This is a genomic window from Candidatus Krumholzibacteriia bacterium (assembly GCA_029865265.1).
Classification (GTDB): domain Bacteria; phylum Krumholzibacteriota; class Krumholzibacteriia; order WVZY01; family JAKEHA01; genus JAKEHA01.
On sequence record JAOUHG010000020.1, the window covers coordinates 16,983 to 40,982 of the forward strand.

Consider the following 24,000-nt stretch of genomic DNA (forward strand, 5'->3'; position numbering starts at 1 on the left):
TCAACCGATCAGTTCGAGGAGTCGTGACAGGTTCGGCTCACGAATCACGTGGTTCGCGAGGCGCGCCAGGTCCCTGGAACGCGGGTTGAACGCTACCACGCAACCCGCCACGCCCACCATGGGAACATCGTTGGCGCCGTCGCCCACGAAGGCGGCACGATCCAGCGCCACTTCGTGCCGGGCGGACAGCTCGCGCAACGCCACCGGCTTGCCCTCCAAGTCGAAGGGTGTGGCCTGCCAGCCGGTGAGCACGCCGTGTTCGTCAAAATCCAACCGGTTGGAATACACGTCGTCGAACGGGTGCTCCGGGAACAACGTGTCGATGACGATGTCCAGCGTTCCGGAGATGATGGCCAGGCGCACTCCGCGGCGCTTGAGCTCCCACAGGGTCTCGTGGGCGCCGTCGAAACGCTCGAACTCCCGCACCGAATCCACGATTTCGGCGCGCGTGGCGCCCGCGTCGATCCACCCCTGCACGTCCAGTTCCACCCACTGCGGGTAGGTGATCTTGCGTTCGCGGTACCAGCGGTGCCGTTCCTCGTTGACGGTGTCGTCGCCGGTGAAGCGGCGATTGAGGACTTCCCAGATAACTTTGCCGGTTGGATGTCGAACGAGGGTCCCGTCTACGTCGAAGCAGACCAGGTCATAGGGTCGGCGGGTCATAGTCCTATTGTAATGGATTGGCGCACGGCCGTACAATGGGCTCCGTCGCGGGGGTGAATGTCGCCGTGGCCGCACACATGGCACTTGAACACGAAAAGCAGGCCATCGATCCCAAAAACTGGGTCGATGAACACGGCGACGCGCTGTTTCGCTTTGCGATTCTGCGCGTGCGCAACGAGGAACTGGCCGCGGACCTCGTGCAGGACACATTTCTGTCCGCCCTGAAGGCCAGGGACGGTTTTCGGGGCGGGTCCACCCTGAGAACCTGGCTGACCGGAATCCTCAAGCACAAGATCATCGACCACTACCGGAAGAACAAGGTGGAGATTGTCGAGACCGACCTGGCCGGGGACACCCCGATGGCCATCCTGCAGCACGCGCCGGCCCTGTCCCCCCGCTGGGACGAGGCGCCCTCGAGCCTGGTGGAGAGCCGCGAGTTCTGGACGGTGCTGTCCGGCTGCCTCTCCAAGCTCCCCGAGGCCCAACGGCGCGCCTTCACCCTGCGCGAATTCGACGGCCTCGACAGCGACGAAATTCGTAAGGTGCTGGAGGTGACCCCGACGAACCTGTGGGTTATATTGCACCGGGCCCGCGCGGGCCTGCGCCGGTGTCTGGAAACCAACTGGTTTGGCAACGAGGGATGATGCAACCGTGAAGAGCAGCTGTACCGAAACCGCCCGGCTCCTGTCCGAGTCCCGCGACCGCCGCCTGTCGCTACGCGAGCGGATCCACCTGCGTTTTCACGTGACGATGTGCCGGATGTGCCACGTCTACGCGCGCCAGCTCTCCGCGCTGTCCCGCATCTGCAACGCGGCGTCGGAGCACGCGCCCGACTGCTGTCCGGGCAAGCTGCCCGAGGACCGCAAGGCCCGCATTCGCGAGGCCATGAAAGACTGAGCGGTCAGTTCCCCGCGCCCGAGCCGTCCACCCACTCCCGGTACCACAGCTCCAGGATCATCAGCCGCCAGATCATGGCGGAATTGTCGCGCTTGCCCGCGCGGTGCTCGTCCATGATGCGGTTGAGGTACTCCTGCCGGAAGGTTCCGCGCGCGAGCGCGCGCTCTCCCCGCACCAGATCGTCGCTGCGGGCAGCCCATTCCTTGCGGAGCCAGAACGCCACCGGCACCGCGAAACCCATCTTGGGCCGGTGCACCAGTTCGGCCGGCATGAGGCGCTCCGCCACCTTCTTGAGAATGTACTTGGTGGTCATGCCCTTCATGCGCAGCCCGACGGGAATGGTGGCCGCGAACTCCGCGAGGACGTGATCAAGCAGCGGCGCACGCGCTTCCAGCGATACCATCATGCTGGCGCGGTCCACCTTGGTCAGGATGTCGCCGGGCAGATAGGTGTGCGTATCCAGGTACTGCCGCCGCGAGAGCGGGTCGGCGTCGCGTACCGACGCGAGAAACGGCGCCGCCACGCGCGCCGGGTCCTCGATGCCGCGCAGGAAGTCCGCCTCGAACACCTCGTGCAGCGTGCGCGAGATTCCGCCCGACATGTGGCGTACGTACTGGTCGTCCGCGCCGCCCATCAGGTTGCGCAGACGGTCGATGCCGCGCGCCCCGGCCGGCATGGCGCCGGTGACGGGGCCGAGAATAGCGTCGCGCAGAACGGCGGGAACGCGGTTGGCGGCGCGCACCTCGGGCGCGTCCAGGTAGCGCAGGTAGCCCGCGAACAACTCGTCGCCGCCGTCACCGGACAGCGCCACCGTCACGTGGCGGCGCGCCAGCCGCGAGACGTAGTAGGTGGGAATCATGGACGAGTCCGAGAAAGGCTCGTCGAACTGCCTCACCAGGGCAAGCACGTCCCGTTCCGCATCGGGCCGCACGACTTCCTCGTGGTGCTCGGTCCCGAAGTGTTCCGCCACGCGACGGGCGTACGGCAACTCGTTGTACTGCGCCTCATCGAAGCCGATGGAAAAAGTCTTCACGCGTCCCGGCGTGTGCCGGGCCATCAGCGCCACCACCACCGACGAGTCTGTGCCACCGCTGAGGAACGCCCCCAGCGGCACGTCGCTCATCAGGCGCATGCGCACCGCGTCGTCGAGCAGGTCGAGCACACGGTCCACCACCTGCACCTCGTCCTGCTCCCCGGCGGTGGAATAGTCCACATCCCAGTACTTCTGCACGCGCACCTCGCCACCCTCGTACACCAGGTAGTGGGCGGGGGGCAGCTTGGCGATGCCCCGGTAGATTGACAGCGGGTCGGGTACGTAGCCCCAGGCGGCGTAGTCCGCGAGCGCCTGCGCATCCACGCGGCGCTCCACACCGGGAAGGGTGAGCAGCGCCTTCACTTCCGAGGCGAACGCCAGCCGGCCCGCGGGGCCCGAGGGATGCGTGTAGTAGAGCGGCTTCTTGCCCAGCCGGTCGCGCGCCAGGAACAGGCGTTGTCGCGTCGTGTCCCAGATGGCGATGCCGAACATCCCCCGCAGGTGCGTGACGCACGCGTCGCCATACTCCTCGTACGCGTGGAGGATGCTTTCGGTGTCGGTGCGCGTGGTGTAACGGTGCCCGCGCTTCTCCAGTTCGGCACGCACGTCGCGGTGGTTGTAGATTTCGCCGTTGTAGACGATCACCTTCGAGCGGTCTTCGTTGAAGATGGGCTGGTGCCCCCCGGCGACGTCGATGATCGACAGGCGCCGCATGCCCAACCCCACCCCGCCATCCAGGTGGTAGCCGGCGTCGTCGGGTCCCCGGTGGCGGATGGCGTCGCACATGGCCCGCAGCTCCCCCTCGGAGACGCGTACGCCCGCTCTGGCATTGACGATTCCGGCGATTCCGCACATTTCTATGCCGTTTCGGGAACCCGCCTGTGGCGGGCGGGGTTAGATAGCGCTAGATTCACTCCATGCCATGGTCTACCATGGCTGGGGAACGGGATCTTCGTCATGAAAACCTTCTTCAATGAAATCCTCGGCGGCATCGGCATCATGTTCGTCGCCACCCTCGTCGGCGTCACCGTAAACGCGATGCGGCCGGGCGGCATTCCGCTCATCCAGAAGGGCGCGCCGGTTGCCACCGTGCAACACGGGACCGAGCCGGACACGACCGCCACCGAGAACCTGGGGTCCGTGTCGCTGGCCGAGATGAAGCGCCTCTGGGACGAGGGCGCCGCGTACATCATCGACGCGCGCGACCCCTACGAGTACGCCGAGGGGCACATCCCCGGCGCCATCAACATCCCCTACGACCGCCTGCCCGAGTACCTCGACATGCTGAGCAGCGAGGTGCCCATGGACGGCGACGTGGTCGTGTACTGCCGCGGCCCCGAGTGCGATTTCTCCGACCAGCTCGCCACCGAGCTCAAGATACTCGGCTACCAGAACGTCCGCGTGTTCACGGGCGGCTGGGAGCAGTGGACCGCGGCCGGCTACCCGGTGGAAGGGATGGTGCCCAAGTGAAGCGCATCCTCACCGGACGGGAATTGAACCTCGTGCTGCGCCTGTTCATCGGCGGCATGTTCGTTTACGCCGCCTGGGACAAGGTCCTGCACCCGTACGGGTTCGCGGTGTCCGTGCGCGCCTACAAGATCATCCCGTTCGCACTGTCCAACTTCGCCGCGCTGGCCATGTCGTGGAGCGAGCTGATCGCCGGCCTCATGCTGATCCTCGGCGTCCTGCCCCGCAAGGCGGCTGGCGCCATCTTCATCCTGCTCGCGGTGTTCGTCGTGGCCATCGCCACCACGGTGGTGCGCGGGATGGTCATCGACTGCGGCTGCTTCGGGTCCGAGGGCGGCGCCTCCACGTCGTGGCTGCTCATCCTGCGCAACATCGGGCTGTTGATCGGCACCGCGCTGGTCATGCTGTACAACGACGGCTTCCTCTCCCTGTTCCCGGGCGGCGCCAACCGCCGGCCGGAACCCGAACGCTACTAGCCCGCCTGCTCACGCCCCGCGCGTGGGGCTCCTCCCCAGCAGCGATCGGACGTCGTCGATGGTGACGATCCGGGTCGCGGCGCACACTCCGGCGTACAGCACCGTATACCCCGCGCACGCCAGCAGCAGCTCGTGAAACTGCGTCACCGCCACATACCGATACGCGAACCATAGCACGACACCCGGAGCCAGCGCCGCCGCAAAGCGCGCCGCGATGGCGGCCAGCGGAAGCACATGAAAGATGGAGGTCTGCATGAGCCGCGCCGAATACCAGTGGTGCACCAGGGTGAGCAGGCTCATCGTCGCCACCGCGGCCAGGGGCGGCCCCAGGCGTCCGATACTCTGGAACAGAAGGATGCCGAGCGCCAGGTTTACCGCGAGGCCGATGGCCGAGGTCACCAGGATGAAACGCGTGCGCTTGTACACCTGCAACACCGTCGACTCGAAGCCGGAGCGCAGGAACAGCAGCAGGTAGATCATGAACACCGGGGTGGCGGCCGCGTACTCGTTTGTGAAGAGGATGGTCACAAATGGCCGCGCGGTGATCTCCAGGAAGACGAACACGGGCAGGATCAGCACCAGGGTCTTCAGCAGCGACCGCTGCCACAGCCCCAGTACCCCGGCGTGGTCGCCCACCTTCTCGTAGTTGACCATGGTGGGAAAGGTGACGTTGCTGATCGAGGCCTGGATGATGTTCAACAGCGGCACCTGGAATGCCCCCACCATGTACACCGCAAACGCCTCGCGTCCCAGGAAGCGGGTGATGATGAACTTGTCCGTCTGGATCAGCAGGGTGATGGTGATGGCGGCCAGGCCCACCGGCAGCGCAAACGAGAACTGCTCGCGCATCGACGACAGGGAAATGTGCCGCAGGGTGAAGCGGAACACCGTCTGGATATACCCCATCACGAACGCGAAGCGCAGCAGCGCCAGCAATGTAACGCCCCAGATAATGATGCTCACGTCGCGCGTGTAGAACGAAACCGCCATCACCACCAGCGCCTGTACGCCCCAGATGACCGCGTGGTAGGCCGACTGGGCCACCACCTTTCGCTCGGCGATGAACAGCACTTCCATGAACTCGGTGGTCACCTTCACGAAGGTGAACAGGCACAGCGGCCACATGAACAACCGCACCATCGACCCCATCCCCTCGCCCAGTGCGGCCCCCATGACGACGTAGACGAGGATGCCCAGGAAGGCCATGGCGGACAGCGCCACCACGGTCTGGCTGACAAGGGCGGAGGCCTCCTGGCGGGACTCGGCGCGCGGAATGAAGTACAGCAGGCTGCGCGGAAAGGCGAGCACCAGCATGGGTACGAGCGTTTCCACCAGCAGCCAGAACTGGCGGTAGTACCCGTAGTCCTCCACGCTCAGCATGCGCGTGTTGACCAGCGGAACGAAGAACATCGCCACGTAGGCGATGATTCGACCGGCGGTTAGAATGCCGACCTGATGGGTGAGGGATTTCTGTGACAACGAAGGAGCCTCGAAAACGCAGAGCCGGCCGGCGATGGCCGCCGGCCGGACTCCAAGCATATCACTCCCCGCAGACCCGCCGCAATCGGAAAGGTGGCGTGGCCAAAGGAGTTATGTCACCCGTTGCCCCCTAGATCACGCCGATGCGCGTGTCCCAGGTGACGATGGTGCGGTGCATCTCGCGACCGGTCTTCGCCTTGGCGAGCACCTGCAGAAACTCGGGCGTCGAGCACAACCGTGCGATGCGCGCCAGGATGGGAAGGTGGTGCTCGGTGTTGCCCTCGCGGCCCACCAGGAAGAATACCGTCTTCACACGATCCGCGTCCGTGGGACCGTAGGGAATGGCCCGCTGCAGCAGGAACGCGCCCACCATCGGTTTGTCCAGTCCCGGCAGGAAGGCGTGCGGAATGCCCACGCCACCGCCCACGCTGGTCGGCGCCTGGCGCTCGCGCGTTTCCAGCCGCTCCAGCAGCAGTTCGGAGTCGATGTTCTTGTTCTTCTTGGCCACTGCCTTGACGAAGCGCTGGAACAGGCGTTCCTTGTTCTGCACCGCGACCGCCGCCACGCACAAGGCCGGGTCGATGTACTCATCGATGGAGTGAACGAACCCGGTCTTCTTCTTCACCGTTGCAGCCACCGGCTTCAACACACCGGCACGCCGCTTCTTGTCGGATACGATTTCACGAAGCTGATTGAAGTCCTGCCCCGCCATCCCGCTGCGCATGGCCGTAACCATGAACTCCGCCGCTTCCGGCGTCTCCGCCAGGAAGGTCATGAGGTCCGGGTGTACCTGCTTGGCCGTGCCCAGCAGATAGCCCTCCGACACGCCCAGCATCTCCGCCACCTGCACGATGCGCGCGCGGGGGATCTTGTGCTGGCGTCCGGCTTCGATCTGGCTCAGGAACGCCGGCGACACGCCCAGCTGCCGCGCCATCTCGCGCAAACTGATGCCCTTGGCCTGACGGAGGAGGCGAATGGTGGGTCCGAATGCTATTCCCTGCATGATGTGTATGCCCCTTTCTGGACGTCTGCGGGCCGCCCGCAAACAGATACGAATGTAAACTAAACGATAATGTGTGTCAAACGGAACCGGGTTCCGGCCTCACGAATCCTGCAAGGCCACGTGCGCGAACACCTTGGCGTCGTCAAGGATATGGGGGATCTTGGCGTACTCGTTGGGACGGTGCGCCTGCTCCTCCAGGGTGGACCACACCACGCACGGGAACCCCGCTTCGCGCAAATACTTGGCCACGGTGCCGCCGCCGATACCGATGGTCTTGGGCTTGCGCTTGCGCAACTCCTTCATGGCCCGCGCGATGGCGACCGCGACGGGCGCATCGGCCGGCGTCGGGGGCGCGGCAACTTCCTTCTGCACGATGGAGAACTCCATCTTTACGCGGTACTTCTTCTCCGTCTCCCGCGCCAGCCGCTTCATCTCCTTGAGCACGTCGTCCACCTTGTACACCGGCAGGATGCGGCAGTCGAAGTACAGGACGTCCTCGCCGGGGATGGTGTTGATGTTGGGGACGTTGGCCTCGCGCTTGGTGGGCTCGAAGGTCGAAATGGGCGGCGCGAACAGCGGGTCGCGCTTGCGGAACTTCGTGTACAGCGTCTGCATCCGCACCGTGAAGTAGCTGGCCGCCTTGTGCGCGTTGATGCCGGTTTCGGGCGTGGAACCATGCGTCTGTTTGCCGACGGTCCGCACCTTCACCCACAGGATGCTCTTCTCCGCCACCTCGATCTCGGTGCCCAGCGGGTTGCCCGAGTCGGGGACGATGATCAGGTCTTCCCTGTTGAACACGTCGCGGTGGTGTTTGAGCAGGTAGGAAAGCCCCCACGAGCTCGCCGTCTCCTCGTCCGCCACCAGCGCCACCGAAATGGTGCGTTCCGGCATGACGCCGGCCTCGATGAATGCCTTGAGCGTCATCACCGCGGAGGTCAACCCCGCCTGGTTGTCTTCTACCCCGCGGCCAATGATCTTGTCCCCATCCACCTTCAGCGTCCACGGGTCGCTCTTCCACAGGCCCATGTCTCCGGGCGGCACCACGTCGGTGTGCGCGATGATCATCACGCGGGGCGCGGTCGTGCGGCCCGGCAGTTCGACCAGCAGGTTGGGACGGATTCCGCTGGGCACACGCTTGTCGGGCGCATCGATCTGGCGCACGCTCATGCCGAGCTTCTCGAGATACGCGGTGAGATACTTCGCCTTGTCGATCTCGCCCACACCGCCGCTGGTGGGGTCGAGCGCGGGGCGCTTGCACATCTCGGTTTCGAGGTCGATGACGTCTTGACGATAGCCGTCGATCTTCTTGATGACGGCGGAGAGGGCGTTCTTGTCCATAGGTCGCTCCAGAGGGTCCAGGTCGACTCGACTCAATTCAGCAATGATTGATGGGTGGACGGTCGGTTCGCTTGGACACGAATCGGGGTTCGGGGAAGTCTACCCGCCGGCGCGGGCTGCACGCGACGGCAATTAAGCGGAGAATATCGCCGCGGGGGCCGGGAGTCAACCGTTTACCACAGGGAAAAGAACCCGGCGCCGTACACGATTTCCCCGCCGTTGTAGCCGGCAATCAGCGCGCCGGCCGCGGCCAGCGCGAGGACGATTCGAAACAAGAACAGTTCCCAGATCTGTCCGCTGCGGCGCACGCCGTCGGCGAGCGCCGCGGCGAGAAACGCAAGCACCGGGGTGGCAATGCCCGCAATGCGGTGCACGGCGAAGGCGGAGGCAACGTCGGGCGCGATGGTGATGGAATCCGCGCGCGCAAACCCGGACAGGGCTGCCGCGATTCCCAGCCACGCCCCCGCGTGAACCATGATGCGCGAGGCGGCCGAAAAACGCGAATCGCGCCGCGCCACGAAGACCATTTCCGCCGCAAAGGCCGTCACGATGAGGGCCAGCGGGAAGTGCACCAGCGCCGGGTGCAGGCGACCCATCAGGTCGATGCCCCCGGAGACGGGTGGCGCGGTGGCGGCCACCGCGAGCGCCGGCGAGAGACCCGCCACACCGGCCAGGACGAAGGTGCTACGGACCATCGGCGATTCCCTCGAACAGGTTGCCCACCGGCGCCGCGGGGCGCGGGAGCCGGGTGCGGCGCAGCCCGAAGTGCTCGGGCGTCGATACCACGCGGTAGTCGAACTTCTCCTGCAGACTCTCGAAGAAAGCGAGCTGGGTTTCGTGGCAGCGGATGGCCGCTACCTTGCGGTCCATGGCGGGCGCGGCCACCGGCACGACGGCGGCGACCTCCTCGTTCTCCATGGGCACCAGGTTGGGGCGTTGGTAGAGCGCCGCCTTGACGCGCGGGAGCCCGAATTCGTAGTAGAGACCGGGCCCGGCGTCCCCGGCGCGGGCGAAGGCCTGGTCGAGGAAGCCGGCCACGGCGATGTGGTCGGGATGGCCGGAAACGCCCAGGTGGTGAAAGGTCAGCACCACCTGCGGGCGCAACCGGCGGATGTCGTTCAGAATCTCTTCCACCGCCCAGTCTGCGTCCACGCTGGCGACACCACGGTCGGGCGCACCCAGAACGCGGTGCCCGGAAACACCCAGTGCATCGCACGCCCCCGCCAGCTCCAGCCGGCGTCGCCGCGCGAGCTCGGCCGGGTCCAGCGATTTGGACACCCCGATGGTGCCCGCCTCCCCGGCGGTGAAGGTGGTGATGAAGACCTCGGCGCCGTCCAGGGCCAGCCCGGCGATGGTGCCGCCGGGGCCGTAGCACTCGTCGTCGGGATGCGCGAAAACACACAGCAGGCGTTTCATGATCGGGCGTCAACGTACCCGCGCCGGGCGCCGGGAGTCAACCGTTGCCTATGCCCGTTGCGTATCGGATACTGACGGCGCACCCGGGACCCCATGAACATCCTCCACCGCTACACCCACTGGCTTCATTCCCGCTGGCCGGCAGGCCGCGTGGAACGGATGCCGGTCTCCAACCCGGACGGATCCACCAACATCCCCGGGCTGTACGTCGCGGGCGACCTGCGCGGCATCCCGCTGCTGAAGTTCGCGGCGGATAGCGGGGCGCGCGTCATCCAGACCCTCGCGGCGGATCCTGCTTTCAAGGCGTCGCGCGGAAGCGGCGGCGAGGTGGCCGATGTCGCCATCATCGGCGGCGGCGTGGCCGGTGCGGCGGCCGCGCTGGAGGCAAAGAAACTCGGGCTCTCCACGCGCTGGTTCGAATCCAGCGAACCGTTCTCAACCATTGTCAATTTTCCGCGCCGCAAACCCATCTTTACTTACCCGAAGGCCATGACGCCAGCGGGCGAGTTGAAGATCAGCGAGAACATAAAGGAAGCGCTTGTCGACGAACTGAACGCGCAGATCGACAACGCCGGGCTCGCGCCCGAAATCGCCAATGTCGAACGCGTGCGCCGGCAGGGGGACGCCTTCGAGATATCGCTGGCGGCGGCGGGCAAGGCGCGCGCGCGGCGCGTGGTGTGCGCGCTGGGCCAGAGCGGCGACTTCCGCACCCTCGGCGTTCCGGGCGAGCACCTCGACAAGGTCTACAACCGGCTGCACGACCCTGCGGACTTTGCGGGCCGCAACGTGCTGGTGGTGGGCGGTGGTGACAGCGCAGTGGAAGCCGCGCTCGCCCTCTCCGAGGCCGGCGCCTCGGTGACGCTGTGCTACCGCAAGGACACCTTCAGCCGTCCCAAGGCCGACAACCTCGCGCGCCTGCAAGACGCGCGCGGCTCCATGCGCGTCGTCATGTCCGCGCGTGTCACCGAAATCCAGCAGGACACGGTGCAGATTCAGACCCGGGACGGCACACAGCGCATTGACAACGACGTCGTCTTCACCATGGTGGGCCGCGAGGCGCCGCTGGATTTCTTTCGCCGCGCGGGCGTGAAGATACGCGGCGACTGGACGTGGCGCACCACCCTCGCCTTCGCCGGCTTCGTGGCCTTCTGCGTGGCGCTCTACAACTGGAAGTCGGGCGGCGCGCTGGGCAACCTGTTCTACCAGCGGCACTGGTGGCCGGTGACCATCGCCGACGCGGTGGGCGATCCCAACTCGCTCATTGGCGTCATTCGTATTTCGGCGTCCGGTCCGTCGTTCTGGTACACGCTGGCGTACTCGCTGATCGTGGTGATCTTCGGCTTCAAACGTATCCGGCGGCGGCGCACGCCCTACGTCACCGTACAGACCAGCGTGCTCATGGCCATCCAGGTGCTGCCGCTGTTCATTCTTCCCGAAATTCTGCTGCCGTGGCTGGGCAAGAACGGCCTGCTGCCGGGCGGGTTGCTCGACGCGCTCTTCCCCGCCGCCAACTACGGCAACGGTCGTGAGTACTGGCGCGCGTACGGGCTCATCCTGGCCTGGCCGCTCAACGTGTACAACGTATTCACCGCCCAGCCGCTGGGCTGGTGGCTCGGGATTTCCTTCGTGCAGACCTTCGTGCTCATCCCCGCCGCCATCTGGTTCTGGGGCAAAGGCGCGTACTGCGGTTGGGTGTGTTCGTGCGGCGCGCTGGCGGAAACGCTGGGCGACACGCAGCGCGAGAAGATGGTGCACGGCGCAAGATGGAACCGCGCCAACATGTTCGGCCAGGCGGTGCTGGCGGCGGCGTTCGTGCTGCTGGCGGTGCGCGTCTACGGCTGGATGGCGCCCGGCTCGTGGGCGGACCAGTCGTTTCACGTGGCGCTGGATCGTTACAAGTGGATCGTGGACGTGTTTCTGGCCGGTGTTGTCGGCTACGGTTTCTACTTCTGGTTCAGCGGGCGGGTGTGGTGCCGCTTCATGTGCCCGCTGGCGGCGCTGATGCACGTCTACGCCCGCTTCAGCCGCTTCCGCATTTCCGCCGACAAGAAGAAGTGCATCTCCTGCAACGTGTGCACGTCGGTGTGCCACCAGGGCATCGACGTCATGAACTTCGCCAACAAGGGGCTGCCCATGCAGGACCCGGAATGCGTGCGCTGTTCCGCGTGCGTGCAGAGCTGCCCCACCGGCGTTCTCACCTTCACGCGCCTGGCCCGCGACGGCCGCGAAATACCCGACCGGCTCGCCGCCAGCCCGGTGCGGATGCGCGAGGGTTAGCATTGGACCGTTTGCGCCAATTTTCGTATCTTCAGGGTTCGAAAGGAGACCGGTAAATGATCAGCAAGAAGATGGAAACTGCAATCAATCAGCAGATCAATCTCGAGATCTTTTCCGCGCACATGTACCTGCAGATGTCGGCGTATTTCTCTAGCCGCAATCTCAATGGATTCGCGCACTGGTTCCGCCTCCAGTACCAGGAGGAACTGGTCCACGCCGGCAAACTCTTCGACCACGTGCTCATGCGCGACGGCAACGTCAAGCTGACCGCGGTCGCCGCGCCCACGCAGACCTGGAAATCCACGCTCGCCGCGTGCGAGGCCGCCTACAACGCCGAGGTCAAGAACACCAAGCAGATCAACGCGCTCATGGACGCCGCCACCAAGGAGAACGACCACGCCACGCGCGTCATCCTGCAGTGGTTCGTGGAGGAGCAGGTCGAAGAAGAGTCGAGTGCCATGAACCTGGTGGAGCAGGTGAAGCTGACCGAGAACGCCGCGGGTGCGATTCTGATCCTGGACCGCGAACTCGGCGGCCGCACTCCGGACGCCGGGGAGTAATTCTCGACACGATCGAGCCCATGATCGATCGTCCGATTTTCATTCTCGGAAACATCCGCTCCGGAACGACGATCCTGTACAACCTGGTCGCCGCCCACCCGGAGCTGTGCTGGTTCACATACCGGTCCGACGCGAAGCCGTCCTCGAACGCGGGGGCGGCTTCGTTGCGTCTGCTGGGTGCGCCGTTGCTCGGCGCGTTGCAGCGGCGCGCAATCATCGCCAACCGGCCCAACCGCGTCACCATGCATATCTTTCCCTGGCCGGCGGAGGGCGATCGCATCTACCACGAATATTGCGGCTTCGGAACGCAGGCGGACGGGCTGGAGACAAAACTGACAACGGAAATGGAAGCGCGGTTGTGCGCGGTAATCGAAGCGCACCTGCGCGCCTCCGGGAAGAAGCGCTTTCTCTCCAAGCAGACCGCCAACAACCGCCGCCTCGACATCTTGCAGCGCATGTTTCCCGACGCCGTCTACGTCCACCTCATCCGCGATGGTCGCGCGGTGGCAAGCTCCATGTTACGCGAACCGTGGTGGCCGGACACACACGTGTGGTGGCTGGGCAGGAAGGCGTCGCAGTGGACGCCCGAGTTCCGGGATGCCGCGGAACTGGCCGCGGTGTACTGGCAGCGCACGGTGGAGACGGTGCGCGAATTCGGGGCGCGGGCGGGCAACTGCTACCTCGAGGTTCGCTACGAGCAACTCACCCGCAACCCGCGCGCGGTGGTCGAACAAATCATGGCGCACGCCAGGCTCGCGCCCGTGCCCGCCTACCTGCGCAGCCTGCCCGCATCGCTTCCGGGCTCCGACAGCAAGTGGCGGAGCAACCTCAACCAACAGCAGCAGGCGCACGTCAGCGAGGCCATCGGCGGGTTCCTGCGCGAATTGGGCTATCCGGCCTGATTGAAGGGTGTTTGCCGGCGTCCCCGGCCGGTGGTAGAATAACTGCTCAATCACCGCCACGCAGTTGGGTGCCGCAAAAGGGGAAGCATATGGTGCGCTTCAACCATCTTCGGGGTTCTTCCGGTTTGCTCCGCCGTTCGATATCTTGCCGCGGTCTTATTGACCTCCGTATCCGCCGCCCACGCCGACGACTCGTTCTGGGATGACCGCTTTGACGCCCTCGGACTCGACGGCTCCGTGCAGGCCATTACCGCCGACGGAGCCAACGTCTACGTCGGTGGAACGTTCCGCTACGCCGGCACTCTGCTGGTGAATCGGATTGCACGCTGGGACGGAACCCAGGAGGCTCCAACTGGTTGGCGTGTTGGGATGGAAGCAGCTGGACGGAGGTCGCTTCCCTTGCGGGTGGCCGCGCCATCGCGCTCGCGGTGTCGGGCTCCAACCTATACGTCGGCGGCGCGTTTTCCTCGGTTAACGCTGTTGCCGCCGCCTGCGTTGCCCACTGGAATGGCAGTTCCTGGTCACCATTGGGAGGCGGCGTTGGTGCCGCGTGCGCATCGACTGTAAACGGGCTGCTGCTGAGCGGGAGCGATGTCTACGCCGCGGGCAGCTTCTTCAGCGAGAACGGAACGTCCAACTACCTCAATCAAGTGGGCATGTACGCAGGCGGGTGGACACCGCTGGGCGCGGGAATGTGGCATTCCTCCGAGTATCCCTGTGACGACGCAGTTGCGTTTGCGGTGGAACAGTTCGACGGCATGCAGGTTTTTGGCGGTTACTGGGACACCGCCGGCGGACAGGCGATTCCCTATCTCGCATTCTGGGATGGCATGACGTGGTCGTCCCTGGGGAGCGGCGTCGACAACCAGGTGGTGGCGCTGGAAGCCCATGACGGCAAGCTGTACGTGGGCGGCAATTTTCTTCACGCCGGCGGAAAGTCGTCGAAATGCTTCGGCATCTACGATCCAAACTCGTCGACGGGAGTGGGTACCCCCGTCGCATCCCGTGAACTCCGGCTGAGTCCCAACCCGTTCAATCCGGCCACGAACATCGCCTTTGCCACCGAAGCCCCGGGTCATGTGAGACTGGACGTCGTCGATGCGCGCGGGATCGTCGTGCGCACGTTGGTAAACCAGATTCTGCCGGGCGGGGCTCATAGCGCGCGCTGGGATGGAGAATCAGATCATGGCGTTCCCGCTGCCAGCGGCGTTTACATGTTCCGGCTGACCGTCGAACGCGGGGCAAGCCTGGCTCAAAAAGGGACGCTCCTGAAATAGGTTGAGGGGGCATTGGCCCCCTCCGAAACAGCCCCCTTGACAGCACCCCGTCGCGTGGCGTACTATTTCTGCGTCGAAAGAAACCGGAAGGCACATGGTCCATAACGCGCTGAATAACGTCCTCTGTTCGTACCGCATGTGGTGGTACGACCGCGCCATAGGGTAGCGGGCGGACGTTTATTCTCGCCAGGACCACAGGTCCTTCACGGAAATAGACCCGGAATTCAAGCGGACCCGCTATCCAGTTGGATGGCGGGTTTTTTTGTTTTCTGGGGTTCGTTGCTGGAAAGGTGAAACGCGATGCTCAAGCCAACCCGGGATGAATTCGACGCTGCGGCTCGTCGGGGCCGCATCGTCCCGTTGCGGCAACGCGTGCCGGCCGATCTGGAAACTCCCGTTTCCGCGTTCCTGAAGCTCACGAGGATGCCCGGCGGCGAGCGCGCCCGGTTCCTCCTCGAGAGCGTCGAACGCGGGATCCAGGTCGGCCGGTACTCCTTTATCGGCGTCTCCCCCTCCGCGACCCTGCGCCTCGACGGCGACACCGTGACCATCGACCGCGACGGCGCCCTCGATCGATTCCCCCTCGGCGGGCGCGATCCACTTTCCTTCGTGCGCGACGAGATCGCGCGCGTGCCGGTTCTGGACGACTCTGGCATTCCCGGCCCCTTCGCGGGCGCGGTCGGCTACCTCTCCTACGAGGTGGCGCGCCACATGGAGAAGCTCCCCACCGCCGCGCAACCGGGCCTGGGACTCCCCGACTACTACTTCATGATTCCGCGCACCCTGGTAATCTTCGACCACGTGCGCAGCGAAATGGAAATCGTAGCGCTGCCGCCCGAGGGACTCGGAGACGGCGCCTACGACGCGGCGCGCGGCGCCATCGAAGCCATTCTGGCCGCACTGGGCGGGCCGCTGCCGCACCGCAACGGCCACCACCGCGACACCGCGCACGCCACGCCGGAATCCAACATGACGCGCGAACAGTTCGAGGCGCACGTGCGCGCCAGCAAGGAACACATCCTGGCCGGCGACGCCTTTCAGATTGTGGTTTCGCAGCGCCTCTCGGCGCCCACCAGCACCGAGCCGTTTCAGATTTATCGCGCGCTGCGCATCACCAACCCATCGCCGTACATGTTCTATTTCGACGCCGGCGACTTCCAGCTGGTGGGCTCGTCGCCCGAGGTGCTGGTGAAACTGGAAAAGCGCCGCGCCACGCTTTCTCCCATTGCCGGCACGCGCCCGCGCGGACACACCGCCGCCGAGGACCTGGCGCTGGAAGCAGAACTGCTGCACGACGAGAAGGAACGCGCCGAGCACGTGATGCTGGTGGACCTGGGGCGCAACGACCTCGGGCGCGTGTGCGATACCGGTTCGGTGCGCACGGAGTCGCTCATGCACGTGGAGAAGTATTCGCACGTCATGCACATCGTCTCCACCGTGACCGGCAAGCTGCGCGAGGGACTGGACGGCTTCGACCTGTTGCGCGCGTGCTTCCCGGCGGGCACCGTGTCGGGTGCACCCAAGATACGCGCCATGGAAATCATCGCCACGCTGGAGAGCGACCGCCGCGGGCCCTACGCGGGCGCGCTGGGCTACTTCGGCCACCAGGGCGACATGGACATGTGCATCACCATCCGCACCATCGTCATGACGGGAAACCGCTATCACGTGCAGGCGGGCGCGGGCATCGTGGCCGACTCCGACCCCGCGCGCGAATATGAAGAGACGCTCAGCAAGGCACAGGCGCTGGTCAACGCGGTGGCGGTGGCCGAGAACGGCCTGTAAGGAACTTCCATGCACCTGCTCATCGACAACTACGACTCGTTCACCTTCAACATCGCGCAGGCGCTGGGCGCGCTGGGCGAAGACGTGCAGGTGGTGCGCAACGACGCCATCGACGTGGCGCGCGCCGCGGAACTCTCCCCTGCCACGCTCATCGTGTCGCCAGGCCCGGGCCGCCCGGAGAACGCGGGCGCGAGCAAGGCGCTCATTGCATACTTCGCAGAAAAAATCCCGGTGCTGGGCGTGTGCCTCGGCCACCAGTGCATCGTCGAAGTGTTCGGCGGCAGCGTGGTGCGCGCGCAGCACCTCATGCACGGCAAGGTATCCCGCGTCTACCACGACGGCCGCACCATTTATGACGGGCTCTCCAATCCCTTCAGCGCCACCCGTTACCACTCCCTTATCGCCGAAGAGCGGAGTCTTCCAGACCTCCTCGAGATTTCCGCTTACACGTCGGAGGGTGAGGTCATGGGTGTGCGTCTGAAGGGGAGGCCCGTCGAGGGCGTGCAGTTCCACCCCGAATCCATTCTGACCCCCGAGGGCGTCAAGCTGTTCTCGAACTTCGTGGAGGGGGCGCGCTCGCGGCGCCCGGTGGGATCGGCATGATTCGCGACACCATCGAGACCCTGTTGCGCCGCCAGGATCTCACGCGGGAGGCGGCCGCGCGCCTCATGGGCGCCATCGTCTCCGGAGAGCTGACGGACGCGCAAATCGCCGGCGTTGCGATTGCGCTGCGCGCCAAGGGGGAGACGGTGGACGAGATTGCCGGCTTCGTAACCGCGCTGCGCGGGCGCGCGCTGCGCGTGACACCCGCGCGCAACACACTGGTGGACACGTGCGGTACCGGCGGCGACGGCACCCACACCTTCAACATCTCCACCGCCGCGGCGTTCGTGGCCGCGGGTGCGGGCGTGCACATCGCCAAGCACGGCAACCGCGCCCTTTCCTCCCGCTGTGGCAGCACGGATGTCCTGGAGGCGCTCGGCATCCACGAAGTGCCGGCCGGGCGCGTGGCCGAGCTGATCGACCGCACCGGCATCGGCTTCATGTTTGCACCCGCACACCACCCGGCGCTGCGCCACGCCGCCACCGCGCGCCGCGAACTGGGCGTGCGCACCGTGTTCAACCTGCTCGGCCCGATGGCCAACCCCGCCTTCGTGAAGCGGCAGCTGGTGGGGGTGTTCGACCCGGTGCACACCGAGACGGTGGCGCGCGTGCTCGCGTCGCTCGGTTCGGAGCACGTGTACGTCGTGCACGGTTCCGATGGCAGCGACGAGGTGACCATCGCGGGTGAAACCCGCGTCACCTCCCTCCACGACGGACACGTGGAGACGTGGACCTTCACCCCCGAGTCGGTGGGGATCCCGCGCGCGAGCACGCGCGCGCTCACCGGCGGCACGCCGGAAGAAAACGCCGGCATCATACTCGCCATTCTGGACGGCGCAATGGGGGCGCGCCGTGACGCGGTCGTCCTGAACGCCGCCTTCGTCATCTGCGCCGGTGGTCGCGCGCAGACCATCGAAGAAGGCGTTCAGGCGGCCGCCGAGTCCATCGACAGCGGGCGGGCACGCGCGGTCGTCGAGCTGCTGCGCGCGGTCACCGCCGGCATGGCCACGGCGGCGCGGGAGGCCCGGGCATGAGCTTCCTGGACCGTGTCGTCGCCGAGAAGCGCGCCGGCGTCGCGGAGCGCCGCGCGTTGCTGCCGTTCGAAGTACTCGCCGCGCGGCTCACCAAACGCGACCTGCGCGACTTCCATGGCGCGGTCGCGCGTTCGGGGGCCATCATCGCCGAGCTCAAGGCGCGCACGCCCACCATCGCGTCGTTCGTTCACTCCGGCGACCTGCTCGCGCTGGCCGGCGTGTACCACACCAACGGCGCGTCCGCCATCAGCATCGTCACCGACCCGTCGCGCTTCGGCACGTCGCTAGACGACATCGCCCGTGTGCGCGATGCGGTGCCACTGCCCGTGATCGCCAAGGACTTCATCGTGGACGGCTACCAGCTCCTTGAGGCGCGCGCGGCCGGAGCCGACGCCGTCCTGCTCATCGTGCGCCTGCTCGACCTGCCCGAGTTGCGCTCGCTGTACGACCTCGCACGCGACCTCGGCCTGGACGTGCTGGTGGAGGCCCACGACGAGACCGAGGTGCTCGCGGCCATCGCCACCGGCGCGCGTATCATAGGCGTGAACAACCGCAACCTCGACACCATGGCCGTTTCCCTCGACACCACACGGCGCCTCGCGCCCCTCGTCCCCGACGACATCGTGCTGGTGGCGGAGAGCGGCATTCGTTCGCGCGCGGATATCGACGTACTCACCGCATCCGGTGCGCGGGCCTTCCTGGTGGGTGGGAGCCTGCTCGACGCACCCGACGCCGGTGCTGCGCTGCGCGCATTCACCGGCAGCACCTCACCCGAGCCCGAGGCGCTGCGATGAGCAGGCCGCGCGTGAAGATCTGCGGCCTGACCCGTCCCGAGGACGCCGCGCTCGCGGTGTCCCTGGGCGCGGACTTCGCGGGCGTCATCTTTGCCGACAGCCCGCGGCGCATCGACACGGCGCGCGCGGCGCTCATTCGCGCCGCGGTTCCGTCCGCGCTGCTGGTGGGTGTGTTCAGGGACCCCAGCCTGGACGAGGTGGCGGAAGCGGTTCGCGCCGCCGACCTCGACCTCTTGCAGTTTCACGGCCAAGAAACACCCGCCTTCTGCGATGAGGCACTGGCAACCACCGGGCGGCCCATCATCAAGGTATTCAATTCCAGCCGGGTGCCCGAAGTTGCGCAGCTTGCCGCGTACACCACCACGTCGTACTTCCTGTTCGACACCAGCAAGGACGACTCCGTGCCACCGCAGGCGCGGCTGCACGACGTGGATGCCGTGCGGCGCATGGGCTTCCGCGTGTTCCTGGCCGGCGGTCTCACCCCGGAGAGCGTACGCGCGGCGGTTGCAACCGCCCATCCCTTCGCCGTGGACGTGTGCCGCGGCGTGGAGAGCGCGCCCGGCATCAAGGATGCCGCCGCGCTGGAGCGATTCATGAGCGAGGTGCGCGCATGACCGGCACCCGCTTTGGCGCCTACGGCGGACAGTTCGTGCCGGAAACGGTGATGCCGTGCCTGCTCGAGCTGGAGGCGGCGTACCGCGACGCGCGCGCCGACGCCGCCTTCGTAGCCGAACTCGACCATCTCCTCGCGCACTACGTCGGCCGCCCCACACCGCTCTACCGTGCGGACCGCTTTGCCGAGACGCTCGCCGAGGGCGTGCGCGTGTACCTGAAACGCGAAGACCTCAACCACACCGGCGCACACAAGATCAACAACTGCGTGGGACAGGCGCTGCTCGCGCGCCGCATGGGCAAGACACGCCTGGTGGCGGAAACCGGCGCCGGGCAGCACGGCGTGGCGACGGCCACGGTGGCGGCGCGCTTCGGCATGCGCTGTACGGTGTACATGGGCGAGGTCGACATGGCGCGCCAGCACCCCAACGTGGTGCGCATGGAGATGCTGGGCGCAACCGTGGTGCCGGTGACCACCGGCTCGCGCACGCTCAAGGACGCCACCAGCGAAACCATCCGCGACTGGGTGACGAACGTGCACGACACGCACTACATCATCGGGTCCGTGGTGGGACCACACCCCTACCCGGCCATCGTGCGCGACCTGCAGAGTGTGATCGGCCGCGAGACCCGCGCGCAGATTCTCGAGATGGAAGGCCGCCTCCCCACCGACATCGTGGCGTGCGTGGGCGGCGGCTCCAACGCCATGGGTATTTTTCACGCCTTTCTCGACGACGACGTGCGCCTCTTCGGCGTCGAGGGCGGCGGCTCGCACGAGGGCCATTCGGCGACGCTCGCCGAGGGACGCCCCGGCGTGTTGCACGGCGCGTTCAGCTATCTTCTGCAGGACGAAGACGGCCAGGTCCGTCCCGCGCATTCCATATCCGCCGGCCTCGATTATCCCGGGGTCGGCCCCGAACACAGCGCGCTCAAGGACGCGGGTCGCGTCGTCTACGAGCGTGCATCCGACGGCGAGGCGCTCGACGCGTTCGAAACTCTCGCGCGGTGCGAAGGAATCCTCCCGGCGCTCGAATCAGCCCACGCAGTGGCGTTCGTGCGCCGTCATTTCGCCCGGGCGAATCGCGTTGGAGGCCTCGTCGTCGTCAATCTTTCCGGCCGTGGCGACAAGGACGTCGACGCCATCGCCGCACAGCGGGCGCGACCGTGAAAGCGCTCTCGCAAACCACCGGCGCACTGCGCACGGACGGGCGCAAGGCGCTGGTGGCGTTTCTGACCGCCGGCTATCCCGACGAGGCAACCTTCGCGGCCACGGTTCGCGCCGCGGTCGCGGCGGGCGCCGACGTCATCGAAGTCGGTATTCCGTTTTCCGATCCCATCGCCGACGGCCCGGTCATCCAGGCCTCGTCCGCCGCGGCCCTCGCGCGCGGCATGACACTGCGCCGCGCGCTCTCGCTGTGCGCCGAGCTGGGCGCCGACGTCCCCCTCGTGGTGATGACCTACGTGAATCCCGTGCTGGCCATGGGCGTGGAGGCATTCGCCGACGCCGCCGCCCGCGCGGGCGTCTCGGGCGTGATTCTGCCCGACGTTTCCTTCGAAGAATCTCCGGCCTTTCGTGCCCCGCTGCGCGCCGCCGGTCTTGCCTGCATCAACCTGATCGCCCCGACCTCCAGCGACGAACGTGTCCGCGACATTGCGTCCGTTGCGGAGGGTTTCGTGTACCTGGTCTCGTTGACCGGTGTAACCGGAGCCCGCGATGCGGCCGCGGCCGATCTCGCAGCGCTCGCAGGACGCGTCCGCGCCGCATCCGCCGCCCCGGTGTACGTGGGGTTCGGCATCAAGACGCCGGAGCAGGCGCGCGGCGCCGCCCGCCACGCCGACGGCGTCATCATCGGCAGCCGGCTGCTGGAACTGGCCGCCGACGGCACCGCGGACGGGGCTCCCGGCCGCGTGGGCGACTTTCTGGCCACGGTACGCGGCGTGCTCGACCGGGAAGGCCGATAATGGTAATATGCCGGTCTGCGGGGACCCGCGATGGCCGCCCCCCGCGTCAGCAACATCTCAGGAGACCCATTCCATGATCGTCGTTATGAAGTCGGACGCGTCGATGTCCGACATTTCGAGCGTCATCAAGACCCTCGAGTCGATGGGATACCGGCCCCACCCCACGCGTGGCGCCGAACGCACCATCATCGGCATCGCCAACGCGCGCGACGGGGCGGACTTCAGCCTGCTCGCCAGCGCGGTGGGTGTGGAGCAGGTGATTCCCATCACCAAGGCCTACAAGATGGTGAGCCGCGAGTTCAAACCCGAGAACACCGTGGTCACCGTGAACGGCGTGTCGGTGGGCGGCAAGGAGTTCGTCGTGATGGCGGGTCCCTGCGCGGTGGAAGGGCGCGAGCAGGTGATGTCGGCGGCGCGCGCGGTGCGCGCCAGCGGCGCGTCCATCCTGCGCGGCGGCGCCTTCAAGCCCCGCACGTCACCCTACAGCTTCCAGGGACTCGGCGAAGAGGGACTGCAGATCCTGCTCGCGGCCAAACGCGAGACGGGGCTGCCCATCGTCACCGAAGTCATCACCCCCGACCTGGTTCCGCTGGTGAGCGAGTACGCCGACATCCTGCAGATCGGCGCGCGCAACATGCAGAACTACGCGCTGCTCGAGGCGGTGGGCAAGGTGCGCAAGCCGGTGTTGCTCAAGCGCGGCATGATGTCCACGGTCGAGGAACTGCTCATGGCCGCCGAGTACGTGCTCTCCAACGGCAACCAGCAGGTGATCCTGTGCGAGCGCGGCATCCGGACCTTCGAGAACGCCACCCGCAACACGCTGGACATCTCCGCGGTGCCCGTCATCAAGCGCAACTCCCATTTGCCCATCATCGTGGATCCGAGCCACGCCGCCGGTCACACCGAGTTCGTGGCACCGCTGGCGCTGGCCGCGGTGGCGGCGGGCGCCGACGGCATCATCGTCGAGGTGCACCCCTGCCCGGAGACGGCGTGGTGCGACGGCGTGCAGAGCCTGACCCCGGAGATGTTCGAGGAGATGATGAAGGGAGTTCGCGCCATCGCCGCCGTTACGGGCCGACCGCTGCACGAACCCCAGTGACCATCGCCCGTCGCGCCATCGCGAACACGCACCCCCGGCCATGAAGCGTACCGTCCACCAAGCCGCACGCCTCGAGGGCATTCTCAAGGTTCCCGGTGACAAATCTATTTCGCACCGCGCACTCATCCTGGGCGCCGCGGCCCGCGGCCGCCAGGTGATCGACGGCCTCTCCGACTCCCGCGACGTTCTCACCACCGTGCAGGCCCTGCGCGCAATGGGCTGTTTCGTGGAATCGATGCCCGACGGGCGCACCATCGTACTCCCCAGTTCGCTGCACGCGGAGTTCGACATCGACGCCGGCAACTCGGGGACGACGGCGCGCCTGCTGGCGGGCTTCGGGGCCGCGCGCGCGTCGCGCTGCCGCATCGACGGCGACGCGTCGCTGCGGCGCCGCCCCATGGGGCGCATCGCCGAGCCGCTGGCGCGCATGGGGGCCAGCGTGGTGCTGGCCGACGGCGGCACCCTGCCGGCAACCATCGATGGCGGTTCCCTGCGCGGCATCGAGTACACGCTTCCGGTGGCGAGTGCGCAGGTGAAGTCGGCGATTCTGATCGCCGGTCTCTTCGCCGAGGGGGAGACCACCGTCATCGAACCGGTCGCCACCCGCGACCACACCGAGATCATGCTCGCCGCCATGGGGGTGGACGTTGCGCGCGAGGGCAACCGCATCAGCCTCCATGGCGGGTCGCGCGTGGAGGGAACCCACGTCACCATTCCGGGGGATATTTCATCCGCGGCGTTCTTCATGGTGGCCGCCGCCATCCGTCCCGGCTCCCAATTGCACCTGCCCTTCACCGGCATCAACCCGCGGCGCACGGGTATACTGACGGTCCTGCGCGCGATGGGCGCGGATATCACGCTGGAGGTCACCCACGACGGGTGCGAGGCGGCGTGCGACCTCACCGTGAGCGCCGGTGATCTGCACGGAATTGAAATCGACGACCCCGCCGCGGTGGCATCTATTATTGACGAGATTCCGGTGCTGGCCGTGGCCGCCACCCAGGCGGAGGGCACCACCACCATACGCGGTGCGGGCGAGTTGCGGCACAAGGAGTCCGACCGCATTGAGGCCATCGTGAGCAACTTGCGCGCGATGGGCGCGCGCATCGAGGCGGAGGCGGATGACATCGTCATCGAGGGACCCACGCCGCTGCGCGGCGCGGCGGTGCGTTCCTTTCAGGATCATCGCATGGCGATGGCCATGACCATCGCGGGGCTCGCGGCGGACGGGACCACCGAGATCGACGACGTCGACGCGGTGGAGATATCCTACCCGGGCTTCTACAACGATCTGCGGTCGCTGGTGCGGCCGGCATAAGAACG

At 66.6% G+C, this 24,000-nt stretch carries 24 protein-coding genes; 17 read left to right on the forward strand and 7 right to left on the reverse strand.

Features of this window, described 5'->3' with window-relative positions; translation table 11 throughout:
• Window positions 1-663 (reverse strand): HAD family phosphatase, encoded by a 663-nt coding sequence (locus OEX18_10005; protein ID MDH4337591.1) that lies wholly within the window; start codon window positions 661-663, stop codon window positions 1-3.
• A gap of 77 nt (window positions 664-740) precedes the next feature.
• Between OEX18_10005 and OEX18_10010 the strand changes: the two genes are divergently transcribed.
• On the forward strand, window positions 741-1,307 hold the full coding sequence (locus tag OEX18_10010) for a sigma-70 family RNA polymerase sigma factor (GenBank protein ID MDH4337592.1): 567 nt from the start codon (window positions 741-743) through the stop codon (window positions 1,305-1,307).
• A 7-nt stretch (window positions 1,308-1,314) separates the two neighbouring features.
• Entirely contained in the window at window positions 1,315-1,560 is a 246-nt protein-coding gene (locus OEX18_10015; protein ID MDH4337593.1) for a zf-HC2 domain-containing protein, read from the forward strand.
• 4 nt (window positions 1,561-1,564) lie between these two features.
• Here the strand turns inward: OEX18_10015 and asnB are convergent, their stop codons facing one another.
• Window positions 1,565-3,448, reverse strand: coding sequence for an asparagine synthase (glutamine-hydrolyzing) (asnB, locus tag OEX18_10020; protein ID MDH4337594.1), 1,884 nt, complete (start codon window positions 3,446-3,448; stop codon window positions 1,565-1,567).
• Window positions 3,449-3,550: 102 nt separating this feature from the next.
• On the opposite strand from asnB, the gene OEX18_10025 reads away from it, so the two are divergent.
• Window positions 3,551-4,063, forward strand: coding sequence for a rhodanese-like domain-containing protein (locus OEX18_10025; GenBank protein ID MDH4337595.1), 513 nt, complete (start codon window positions 3,551-3,553; stop codon window positions 4,061-4,063).
• Complete coding sequence (locus OEX18_10030; protein MDH4337596.1) at window positions 4,060-4,536, forward strand: DoxX family membrane protein; 477 nt, start codon at window positions 4,060-4,062, stop codon at window positions 4,534-4,536. The genes OEX18_10025 and OEX18_10030 overlap by 4 nt, the downstream gene beginning before the upstream one ends.
• A gap of 9 nt (window positions 4,537-4,545) precedes the next feature.
• On the opposite strand, the gene OEX18_10035 is transcribed toward OEX18_10030, so the two are convergent.
• The 5 genes from OEX18_10035 to OEX18_10055 all read right to left on the reverse strand — a co-directional run bounded on the left by OEX18_10035 (window position 4,546) and on the right by OEX18_10055 (window position 9,772).
• Window positions 4,546-6,015, reverse strand: coding sequence for an oligosaccharide flippase family protein (locus OEX18_10035; protein MDH4337597.1), 1,470 nt, complete (start codon window positions 6,013-6,015; stop codon window positions 4,546-4,548).
• A 130-nt stretch (window positions 6,016-6,145) separates the two neighbouring features.
• Window positions 6,146-7,018, reverse strand: a complete 873-nt coding sequence (locus tag OEX18_10040) for a PTS sugar transporter subunit IIA (protein MDH4337598.1) — start codon at window positions 7,016-7,018, stop codon at window positions 6,146-6,148.
• A 99-nt stretch (window positions 7,019-7,117) separates the two neighbouring features.
• Window positions 7,118-8,356, reverse strand: coding sequence for a M20 family metallo-hydrolase (locus OEX18_10045; protein MDH4337599.1), 1,239 nt, complete (start codon window positions 8,354-8,356; stop codon window positions 7,118-7,120).
• Between the two features lie 173 nt (window positions 8,357-8,529).
• On the reverse strand, window positions 8,530-9,051 hold the full coding sequence (locus OEX18_10050) for a hypothetical protein (GenBank protein ID MDH4337600.1): 522 nt from the start codon (window positions 9,049-9,051) through the stop codon (window positions 8,530-8,532).
• Window positions 9,041-9,772, reverse strand: a complete 732-nt coding sequence (locus OEX18_10055) for a PIG-L family deacetylase (protein ID MDH4337601.1) — start codon at window positions 9,770-9,772, stop codon at window positions 9,041-9,043. Before OEX18_10055 ends, OEX18_10050 begins: the two co-directional genes overlap by 11 nt.
• A 93-nt stretch (window positions 9,773-9,865) precedes the next feature.
• On the opposite strand from OEX18_10055, the gene OEX18_10060 reads away from it, so the two are divergent.
• From OEX18_10060 to aroA, 13 genes are all read left to right on the forward strand, one after another.
• Window positions 9,866-12,049 (forward strand): NAD(P)-binding domain-containing protein, encoded by a 2,184-nt coding sequence (locus tag OEX18_10060; protein MDH4337602.1) that lies wholly within the window; start codon window positions 9,866-9,868, stop codon window positions 12,047-12,049.
• A gap of 56 nt (window positions 12,050-12,105) precedes the next feature.
• Window positions 12,106-12,609, forward strand: coding sequence for a ferritin (locus OEX18_10065; GenBank protein ID MDH4337603.1), 504 nt, complete (start codon window positions 12,106-12,108; stop codon window positions 12,607-12,609).
• A gap of 20 nt (window positions 12,610-12,629) precedes the next feature.
• On the forward strand, window positions 12,630-13,511 hold the full coding sequence (locus OEX18_10070) for a sulfotransferase (GenBank protein MDH4337604.1): 882 nt from the start codon (window positions 12,630-12,632) through the stop codon (window positions 13,509-13,511).
• A 527-nt stretch (window positions 13,512-14,038) separates the two neighbouring features.
• A complete protein-coding gene (locus OEX18_10075; GenBank protein ID MDH4337605.1) occupies window positions 14,039-14,788 on the forward strand; it encodes a hypothetical protein in 750 nt (249 codons plus the stop codon).
• Between the two features lie 300 nt (window positions 14,789-15,088).
• On the forward strand, window positions 15,089-16,573 hold the full coding sequence (trpE, locus tag OEX18_10080) for an anthranilate synthase component I (GenBank protein ID MDH4337606.1): 1,485 nt from the start codon (window positions 15,089-15,091) through the stop codon (window positions 16,571-16,573).
• Window positions 16,574-16,582: 9 nt separating this feature from the next.
• Window positions 16,583-17,176 carry an aminodeoxychorismate/anthranilate synthase component II gene (locus OEX18_10085; GenBank protein MDH4337607.1) on the forward strand — a complete coding sequence of 198 codons (594 nt, stop codon included), beginning with the start codon at window positions 16,583-16,585 and terminating at the stop codon, window positions 17,174-17,176.
• A complete protein-coding gene (gene trpD, locus OEX18_10090; protein ID MDH4337608.1) occupies window positions 17,173-18,210 on the forward strand; it encodes an anthranilate phosphoribosyltransferase in 1,038 nt (345 codons plus the stop codon). The genes OEX18_10085 and trpD overlap by 4 nt, the downstream gene beginning before the upstream one ends.
• Window positions 18,207-19,004, forward strand: a complete 798-nt coding sequence (locus OEX18_10095) for an indole-3-glycerol phosphate synthase TrpC (GenBank protein MDH4337609.1) — start codon at window positions 18,207-18,209, stop codon at window positions 19,002-19,004. Before trpD ends, OEX18_10095 begins: the two co-directional genes overlap by 4 nt.
• Window positions 19,001-19,618 carry a phosphoribosylanthranilate isomerase gene (locus OEX18_10100; GenBank protein MDH4337610.1) on the forward strand — a complete coding sequence of 206 codons (618 nt, stop codon included), beginning with the start codon at window positions 19,001-19,003 and terminating at the stop codon, window positions 19,616-19,618. Before OEX18_10095 ends, OEX18_10100 begins: the two co-directional genes overlap by 4 nt.
• Window positions 19,615-20,784 carry a tryptophan synthase subunit beta gene (gene trpB, locus OEX18_10105; protein MDH4337611.1) on the forward strand — a complete coding sequence of 390 codons (1,170 nt, stop codon included), beginning with the start codon at window positions 19,615-19,617 and terminating at the stop codon, window positions 20,782-20,784. The genes OEX18_10100 and trpB overlap by 4 nt, the downstream gene beginning before the upstream one ends.
• Window positions 20,781-21,578, forward strand: coding sequence for a tryptophan synthase subunit alpha (gene trpA / locus OEX18_10110; protein ID MDH4337612.1), 798 nt, complete (start codon window positions 20,781-20,783; stop codon window positions 21,576-21,578). Before trpB ends, trpA begins: the two co-directional genes overlap by 4 nt.
• Before the next feature lie 73 nt (window positions 21,579-21,651).
• Entirely contained in the window at window positions 21,652-22,677 is a 1,026-nt protein-coding gene (gene aroF, locus OEX18_10115; GenBank protein MDH4337613.1) for a 3-deoxy-7-phosphoheptulonate synthase, read from the forward strand.
• A gap of 40 nt (window positions 22,678-22,717) precedes the next feature.
• The gene (gene aroA / locus OEX18_10120; GenBank protein MDH4337614.1) at window positions 22,718-23,995 is read left to right on the forward strand and encodes a 3-phosphoshikimate 1-carboxyvinyltransferase; all 1,278 of its coding nucleotides are present in this window, start codon (window positions 22,718-22,720) and stop codon (window positions 23,993-23,995) included.
• The last annotated feature ends 5 nt before the right edge of the window (window positions 23,996-24,000 follow it).

Coding starts and splice junctions, on each gene's coding strand:
- trpB (MDH4337611.1), top strand. CDS start 19,615: ATGACCGGCACCCGCTTTGGCGCCTACGGCGGACAGTTCGTGCCGGAA.
- OEX18_10095 (MDH4337609.1), top strand. CDS start 18,207: ATGAGCTTCCTGGACCGTGTCGTCGCCGAGAAGCGCGCCGGCGTCGCG.
- aroA (MDH4337614.1), top strand. CDS start 22,718: ATGAAGCGTACCGTCCACCAAGCCGCACGCCTCGAGGGCATTCTCAAG.
- OEX18_10055 (MDH4337601.1), bottom strand. CDS start 9,772: ATGAAACGCCTGCTGTGTGTTTTCGCGCATCCCGACGACGAGTGCTAC.
- OEX18_10060 (MDH4337602.1), top strand. CDS start 9,866: ATGAACATCCTCCACCGCTACACCCACTGGCTTCATTCCCGCTGGCCG.
- OEX18_10100 (MDH4337610.1), top strand. CDS start 19,001: ATGAGCAGGCCGCGCGTGAAGATCTGCGGCCTGACCCGTCCCGAGGAC.
- OEX18_10040 (MDH4337598.1), bottom strand. CDS start 7,018: ATGCAGGGAATAGCATTCGGACCCACCATTCGCCTCCTCCGTCAGGCC.
- OEX18_10005 (MDH4337591.1), bottom strand. CDS start 663: ATGACCCGCCGACCCTATGACCTGGTCTGCTTCGACGTAGACGGGACC.
- OEX18_10070 (MDH4337604.1), top strand. CDS start 12,630: ATGATCGATCGTCCGATTTTCATTCTCGGAAACATCCGCTCCGGAACG.
- OEX18_10025 (MDH4337595.1), top strand. CDS start 3,551: ATGAAAACCTTCTTCAATGAAATCCTCGGCGGCATCGGCATCATGTTC.
- OEX18_10010 (MDH4337592.1), top strand. CDS start 741: ATGGCACTTGAACACGAAAAGCAGGCCATCGATCCCAAAAACTGGGTC.
- aroF (MDH4337613.1), top strand. CDS start 21,652: ATGATCGTCGTTATGAAGTCGGACGCGTCGATGTCCGACATTTCGAGC.
- asnB (MDH4337594.1), bottom strand. CDS start 3,448: ATGTGCGGAATCGCCGGAATCGTCAATGCCAGAGCGGGCGTACGCGTC.
- OEX18_10085 (MDH4337607.1), top strand. CDS start 16,583: ATGCACCTGCTCATCGACAACTACGACTCGTTCACCTTCAACATCGCG.
- trpD (MDH4337608.1), top strand. CDS start 17,173: ATGATTCGCGACACCATCGAGACCCTGTTGCGCCGCCAGGATCTCACG.
- OEX18_10065 (MDH4337603.1), top strand. CDS start 12,106: ATGATCAGCAAGAAGATGGAAACTGCAATCAATCAGCAGATCAATCTC.
- OEX18_10050 (MDH4337600.1), bottom strand. CDS start 9,051: ATGGTCCGTAGCACCTTCGTCCTGGCCGGTGTGGCGGGTCTCTCGCCG.
- trpE (MDH4337606.1), top strand. CDS start 15,089: ATGCTCAAGCCAACCCGGGATGAATTCGACGCTGCGGCTCGTCGGGGC.
- OEX18_10045 (MDH4337599.1), bottom strand. CDS start 8,356: ATGGACAAGAACGCCCTCTCCGCCGTCATCAAGAAGATCGACGGCTAT.